This window comes from Spirillospora sp. NPDC049652, from assembly GCF_040675125.1.
Lineage (GTDB): Bacteria > Actinomycetota > Actinomycetes > Streptosporangiales > Streptosporangiaceae > Spirillospora.
Genome location: NZ_JBFAOF010000386.1, coordinates 1 through 6,294, shown reverse-complemented (window position 1 = coordinate 6,294; position 6,294 = coordinate 1). Strand labels below are relative to the sequence as shown.

General features: G+C 75.2%; 7 protein-coding genes. 5 read left to right on the top strand and 2 right to left on the bottom strand.

What is annotated here, in order from left to right; genetic code table 11:
• Nucleotides 1–145: 145 nt before the first annotated feature.
• Nucleotides 146–637, top strand: coding sequence for a DUF2231 domain-containing protein (locus AB0J52_RS22845; protein ID WP_500183967.1), 492 nt, complete (start codon nt 146–148; stop codon nt 635–637).
• Between the two features lie 104 nt (nt 638–741).
• Nucleotides 742–1,374 carry a hypothetical protein gene (locus AB0J52_RS22840; protein ID WP_500183965.1) on the top strand — a complete coding sequence of 211 codons (633 nt, stop codon included), beginning with the start codon at nt 742–744 and terminating at the stop codon, nt 1,372–1,374.
• Nucleotides 1,375–1,385: 11 nt separating this feature from the next.
• On the opposite strand, the gene AB0J52_RS22835 is transcribed toward AB0J52_RS22840, so the two are convergent.
• Nucleotides 1,386–2,072 carry a LysR family transcriptional regulator substrate-binding protein gene (locus AB0J52_RS22835; RefSeq protein WP_500183964.1) on the bottom strand — a complete coding sequence of 229 codons (687 nt, stop codon included), beginning with the start codon at nt 2,070–2,072 and terminating at the stop codon, nt 1,386–1,388.
• A gap of 55 nt (nt 2,073–2,127) precedes the next feature.
• On the opposite strand from AB0J52_RS22835, the gene AB0J52_RS22830 reads away from it, so the two are divergent.
• Nucleotides 2,128–2,511 carry a DUF5997 family protein gene (locus AB0J52_RS22830; RefSeq protein ID WP_500183963.1) on the top strand — a complete coding sequence of 128 codons (384 nt, stop codon included), beginning with the start codon at nt 2,128–2,130 and terminating at the stop codon, nt 2,509–2,511.
• A gap of 90 nt (nt 2,512–2,601) precedes the next feature.
• On the top strand, nt 2,602–3,789 hold the full coding sequence (locus tag AB0J52_RS22825) for an MFS transporter (protein WP_500183962.1): 1,188 nt from the start codon (nt 2,602–2,604) through the stop codon (nt 3,787–3,789).
• A gap of 12 nt (nt 3,790–3,801) precedes the next feature.
• Here the strand turns inward: AB0J52_RS22825 and AB0J52_RS22820 are convergent, their stop codons facing one another.
• Entirely contained in the window at nt 3,802–4,221 is a 420-nt protein-coding gene (locus tag AB0J52_RS22820) for an ArsR/SmtB family transcription factor (protein ID WP_500183960.1), read from the bottom strand.
• Nucleotides 4,222–4,328: 107 nt separating this feature from the next.
• Here AB0J52_RS22820 and AB0J52_RS22815 point away from each other — a divergent pair, with 107 nt between their 5' ends.
• A complete protein-coding gene (locus tag AB0J52_RS22815; protein WP_500183959.1) occupies nt 4,329–6,293 on the top strand; it encodes a heavy metal translocating P-type ATPase in 1,965 nt (654 codons plus the stop codon).
• The last annotated feature ends 1 nt before the right edge of the window (nt 6,294 follow it).

Here is a 6,294-nt window from a genome sequence, read left to right as displayed (position 1 = left end):
ACGGCGGCTCCTGGTGACCGGGGCGGCGACTCCCGCCACCGGCGGGCGACGGCTCCTATGAAGAGTCTCTGAATCCCGCCTGGACGGTTTCCCGGTAATGGCCGAACGGCTTCACTGCTGGGAGTCACCGACTCGAAGGATCACGATGCCCACCACCCTCTGGGGTCTCCCCGTCCACCCGCTGGTCGTCCACCTGGTCGTCTTCCTGATCCCGCTGGTCGTCGTGGCCGCGCTCGTGGTGGCGCTCTGGCCCAGGGCGCGGAAGGCCGCCGGCCCCTGGGTCCTGGGACTGGCCACCCTCGGCGTGGTGTCGGTCCCGATGGCCACCTCCAGCGGCGAGGGCCTGGAGAAGAAGGTGCCGCGGACCGCGCTGGTGGAACACCACGCCGAACTCGCCGACGGCCTGCTTCCCCTGGTCGCGGGCCTGTGGCTGGGGCTCGCCGCCCTCGTTGCGGTCGCCTGGTACGCCCGCCGCGCCGCCTCCGCCCCCCGCTGGGCCACCCTCGTCACCGTGGCCGCGGCCGTCCTCACCGTCGGGGCCTCCGCCGCCGCGGGCGTCCAGGTCGTCCGCATCGGACACAGTGGGGCCAAGGCGGTCTGGCATGACGTGGGCAGCGGACAAGCCTCCGGCCGATGAGCGACGGCCCGCGGAAGGCCGCGCCGACCCGGTGAAATCCCTCCGGCGGGGGAGCCGGCCGCTCCCTGCGGGTGATCACCGGAGCCGGGCAGGACGGAAGAGTCGTGGCCGTGACCATCTCCAAGCTCCTGCGCGCCGTCGTCCACACGGGGCCGGCCGCCAGCGACACCGAACGTCCGGTTCCGCGCTGGATCCTTCGTCTGGCCTACGCGCTACCGCTGCTCCTGCTGCCCTCGTGCCTGTGGCGGCTGCCCTTCGCGGTGCATTTCGACATGGGCCAGAGACATGAGGGCGAAGGCATGCCCGGCTACTGGGTGAGCGTCCCCTATGTCCTCGGGCTGAGTGTGACGTCGGAGCTGATCGCCCTGCTGTGCACCGGCCTGGTGCGTGGCTGGGGCGAGGTGGCGCCCGGGTGGCTTCCGCTCATCGGCGGCAGGCGCGTCCGGCCGCTCGCGGCGGTCGTCCCCGCCGTTCTCGGCGGACTGGTCCTCACCGTGCTGTTCACCGCTGTGCCACTCGGCGGCGGGAAGGTCCTCGCCGTGTACGGCGTCGTCGAGAGCCAGCCGTACGACAACGGCTGGTGGCAGGCGCTCGCGTTGATCTGCACAGGTCCGGTCGGCCTGTGGGGCCCGTCGGTCCTCGTCCTGGCCGTCGCCTACTACCTGCGCCGCCGGCCCGGAACCGGTGCCGCCCCCGCATTCCCCGATCCCGCCGGCGTCCGCGCGGTCGTCGAGTGACCTCGGTCCCGCTAGCGGCGGCGCGTCCGGCGGCGCTGTCTGGGCGCGGACGGCTTCTGCGGGGCCTTCTTCCGGGCGGCGGGCTGCGGCTGTTGGGGAGCGCGGCCGCGGGAGCTGTTGGCGGTGCGCCCCCGGACGATGCCGATCAGCTCCTCCATGAGGTCGCTCGTCTCGGCGTCGAGCCACGCCAGGCCGATCTGGGACTGCGGGGAGTCGGTCACGGGCCGGTAGGTGAGGTCCTTGCGGTGGTGGAGCCGGGCCAGGGACTGGGGGAGCAGGAGGACGCCCGCCCCCGACGCCACCAGCTCGACCGCGTCCGCCGTGCTCTCCGGACGGGTGAAGGCGGGCTGCCCGGGGCGCTCGGCCAGCGGCAGGACCTCGTCGAGCGGCTCGAACACGTCCTCGTCGGCGAGATCGGCGAGCTCCACGTCGTCGACCGCGGCCACCGCGTGGTCCTTCGGCACCACCACCACGGTCGTCTCCACGTACAGCGGGATCACGTGGAGGGCGTCCCGGTCGACGGGCAGGCGCACGAACGCCGCGTCCGCGCCGCCGTCCCGCAGCAGGGGGACGGCCTCGGCGGCGGGCACCTGGATCAGCCGGAGCGGCACGTCCCGCACCCGCTCGGCCCACACCCCCGCCCACTTCCCGGGGGTCACCCCCGGCGCGTAGGCCACCCGGAACTCACCCTCAGTCATCCCCTCAGCCTAGTCGCGTCCGGACGGCTCCCTTCCGCTGGCTACCCTTGGTGTCATGAGCCCGTCCAAGACGAAGACCCCGCAGACCATGAAGCCGGCGACCGCCGCCAAGAAGCTGGGGATCCTGCTGTCGGCAGCGCCCGCCGAGTTCCAGGAGGGCGTCGTCTCCCGGGACGAGCTGAACGCGCTCCAGGCCGAACCGCCCGCCTGGCTCGCCGAGCTGCGCCGCGAGGGGCCGCACCCCCGCCAGGTCGTCGCCGCCAGGCTCCGCGTCTCCGCGTCGGGCCTGGTCCGGGGCGGTGTCACGGGCCCCCTCACCACCGCCGAGATCGAGGCTCTGAAGGCCGAGAACCCCGAGTGGCTGCGACACGAGCAGGCCGTCCTGAACAAGGTCCGGCAGGAGGAGCTCCGCCTCAAGCAGCAGCGCGCCAAGGCCTGACCTGAGCGAGCGCCACGGCCGGAGCCCGTCCGCGCGGCCGGCCGACACCGCCGCCGACCTCGACGCCGCCCGTCGGCGAGGAGGTACGCCGTGACCGGCCCCAGCGGCACCCGGCCGCCGGCGCAGCCCACTTCGGGACGGCGCCGGATGTGGCCGCTCTACGCGGCCGGCTTCACCACCGCCTTCGGCGCCCACGGCATCGCAGCCAACCTCGGCGCGGGGGACGCCGACCTCGTGCGGTCGGTGCTGTACCTCGGGGTGCTCCTCGCCCTGTACGACGGCGCGGAGGTCGTCCTCAAGCCGGTGTTCGGCACTCTCGCCGACCGCGTCGGCGCCCGGCCGGTCCTGATCGGCGGCCTGGTCGCGTTCGCGGCCGCCTCCGCCGTGTACGTCGCCGTCCGGAATCCGGGCTGGCTGTGGGCCGTGCGGCTCGGGCAGGGTGCCGCGGCCTCCGCCTTCTCCCCGGCGGCCTCGGCCCTGGTCGCCCGGCTGAACCCGCAGGCCAAGCACGGCCGCGCGTTCGGCTCCTACGGCTTCTTCAAGAGCATCGGCTACACCGCCGGGCCCCTGCTCGGCGGGGCGCTGGTCTGGGCGGGCGGGCTGGCCTTGCTGTTCGCCGTCCTGGCGGTGCTCGCGGCGGCGGTGGCCGTCTGGACGGTGCTCGCCGTCCCCGCCGTCCCCCCACTGCCCAAGGTCCGCCAGACCCTGCTGGACCTGGCCCGCCGCCTGGCCGACGGCGCGTTCCTGCGCCCGGTCACGGCCCTGGCCGCCGCCACCGCCGCGCTGTCGGTCGGCGTGGGATTCCTGCCGCTGTCGGGTTCCGCCGCCGGGCTAGGCCCGCCGGCCACCGGAGCCGCCGTCTCCCTGCTGGCGGCGTGCGCGGCCTTCGTTCAGCCGTGGGCCGGCCGCGCCCTGGACGACGGACGGCTGACCGTCCCGGCGGGGCTGGCGGCCGGGCTCGTCCTGACCGCCGGCGGTCTCGCCGCCGCGCTGCTGCCCGGCCTGGCGGGACTGCTGGCGGCCGCCGTCCTCATCGGCGCGGGCACCGGCCTGATCACCCCGCTCGGCTTCGCCGCCCTGGCCGCCGCCACGCCCGCGGAGCGGATGGGCCAGACCATGGGAGCGGCGGAACTCGGCCGTGAACTCGGGGACGCGGGCGGCCCGCTGCTGGTCGCCGCCGTCGCGTCCGCCGCCACGCTCACCTGGGGCTATGCCGCGCTCGCCGCAGCGGTCATCATCCTGCCCCTGGCCGTGTCCGCCGCCCGTCCCCGTTCCTGAGGACGCGGTCCCTCAACCCGCCGGAGCCACCGCGTCATCACCCGACAGCTCACCGCGGGAAAGTGCCTCGTCCTCGGCCGGGACGTCGGGCGCCCCCAGCTGAAGGTGCTCGACATGGTAGAGAGCCTGGTCCAGCAGCTCGGCGACATGGTCGTCGTACAGCGCGTACACGACCGAGCGACCCTTGCGGGTGCCGACCACCAGGCCGAGGTTGCGCAGCAGCCGCAGCTGGTGGGAGCAGGCCGACTGCTCCATGCCGACCTCGGCGGCCAGTTCGGTCGCGGGCAGCGGCCCCTCGCGCAGGCGGGCGAGGATCAGCAGCCGGGACGGGGTGGCCAGGGCCTGCAGGGTGGTGGCGACGCGCTGGGCATGGGCGGCGTCCAGCCGAGTGCGGGGGACGCTGTCGCGAGGTGATGCGGCTCCATGACCCATCCGCCCATCGTACGCCGACCATGAACACATGAATCGTTGTTCAAGTATTCCTGTTACGCTGGCCGGGCCAGACCCCGCCGCTCCGTACGCGAAGGACCCCGCTGCCCATGTCGTCCACCCTCATCCGTCCCGCCGGTCCGACCGTGCGTGACGCGGCCGCGCCCCGGCGCCGCACGCGGCTCCTCGCGCTGCCCGAAGCGCGGTGGGCGGCCGCGGCGCTGGTGCTGTTCCTGGCCGCCCTGCCGCTGTACCTGCTCGGGGCCCCCGCCTGGGCGTGGGGACCGCTGTTCGCGCTCACCTACGCCACCGGCGGCTGGGAACCGGGCTGGGCCGGACTGCGCGCCCTGCGGGAGAAGACCCTGGACGTCGACCTGCTCATGGTCGTCGCGGCGCTCGGCGCGGCGGCGATCGGCCAGGTGCTGGACGGCGCCCTGCTGATCGTCATCTTCGCCACCTCCGGCGCGCTGGAGGCGGTCGCCACCGCCCGCACCGCCGACTCGGTGCGCGGCCTGCTGGACCTGGCGCCCGCCACCGCGACCCGGCTGTCCGAGGACGGCGGCGAGGAGACCGTGCCGACCGGACGGCTCGCCGTCGGCGACGTCGTGCTCGTGCGCCCGGGGGAGCGGATCGGCGCGGACGGCCGGGTGCTGGACGGCGCGAGCGAGGTCGACCAGGCCACCATCACCGGCGAGCCGCTGCCGGCGGCCAAGGAGCCCGGGGACGAGGTGTTCGCCGGAACCCTGAACGGCACCGGCGCGCTGCGGGTGCGGGTCGAGCGGGACCCGTCGGACTCGGTGATCGCCCGGATCGTGGCCATGGTCGAGGAGGCCGCCGAGACCAAGGCGCCCACCCAGCTGTTCATCGAGAAGGTCGAGCAGCGCTACAGCCTGGGCATGGTCGCCGCGACCGTCGCGCTGTTCGCCGTGCCGCTGGCCTTCGGCGCCGCGCTGCAGCCCACCCTGCTGCGGGCGATGACCTTCATGATCGTCGCGTCGCCGTGCGCGGTCGTCCTCGCCACCATGCCGCCGCTGCTGTCGGCGATCGCCAACGCCGGACGGCACGGCGTCCTGGTGAAGTCGGCCGTCGTCATGGAACGGCTCGGCCGGACCGACCAGGTCGCCTTCGACAAGACCGGCACCCTGACCGAGGGCGTCCCGTACGTCACCGACGTCCGGCCCGCCGCGTCCTCCGGCCTCACCGACGCCGAACTGCTCCGGTACGCGGCAGCGGCCGAGCACCCCAGCGAACATCCCCTCGCCCGCGCGATCGTGGACGCCGCCCGCGCCCGCGGCCTGGACATCCCGGCGGCGGACGGCTTCACCTCCACCCCCGGCACCGGCGTCACCGCCACCGTCGCAGGCAGGATGGTCGCGGTCGGCAGTCCCGCCCGGCTTCGCGGCGACCGGGACGAGGACGACTCGGCGAAGGCCGCCGCCGAGCTGGAGGACGAGGGCCGCACCGCCGTGCTGGTCACCCTGGACGGCGCCCCGGCGGGCGTGCTGGGCATCGCCGACCGGCTGCGCGCGGAGGCCGCCGCCACCGTCGCCGCGCTGGAACGCCTGACCGGAACCGCCCCGGTCCTGCTCACCGGCGACAACCACCGCGCGGCGGCCCGCCTCGCCGCCGAGGTCGGCATCACCGACGTCCGCGCCGGCCTGCTGCCGCAGGCCAAAGTGAACGCGGTGCGCGAGCTGGAGCGGGCGGGCCGCCGGGTGCTCGTCGTCGGCGACGGCGTCAACGACGCCCCCGCGCTCGCCGCCGCCCACACCGGCGTCGCCATGGGCCGCGCCGGATCCGACCTCGCCCTGGAGACCGCCGATGCGGTCGTCGTCCGGGACGAGCTGGCCGCCGTCCCCGCGGTCGTGCGGCTGTCCCGGCAGGCCCGCCGCCTGGTGGTCCAGAACCTGGTCATCGCGGCGCTGTTCATCACCGGCCTGGTCGTCTGGGACATCGCCGGCACCCTGCCGCTGCCGCTCGGCGTCGCCGGCCACGAGGGCTCCACCGTCCTCGTCGGCCTCAACGGGCTGCGCCTGCTCGCCGACGGAGCCTGGCGCCGGGCCGCCGCCCGCTGAG

Excerpts from the sequence above, each read along its gene's own strand:
- AB0J52_RS22820 (WP_500183960.1), bottom strand. The coding sequence starts at position 4,221 with ATGGGTCATGGAGCCGCATCACCTCGCGACAGCGTCCCCCGCACTCGG.
- AB0J52_RS22815 (WP_500183959.1), top strand. The coding sequence starts at position 4,329 with ATGTCGTCCACCCTCATCCGTCCCGCCGGTCCGACCGTGCGTGACGCG.
- AB0J52_RS22845 (WP_500183967.1), top strand. The coding sequence starts at position 146 with ATGCCCACCACCCTCTGGGGTCTCCCCGTCCACCCGCTGGTCGTCCAC.
- AB0J52_RS22835 (WP_500183964.1), bottom strand. The coding sequence starts at position 2,072 with ATGACTGAGGGTGAGTTCCGGGTGGCCTACGCGCCGGGGGTGACCCCC.
- AB0J52_RS22830 (WP_500183963.1), top strand. The coding sequence starts at position 2,128 with ATGAGCCCGTCCAAGACGAAGACCCCGCAGACCATGAAGCCGGCGACC.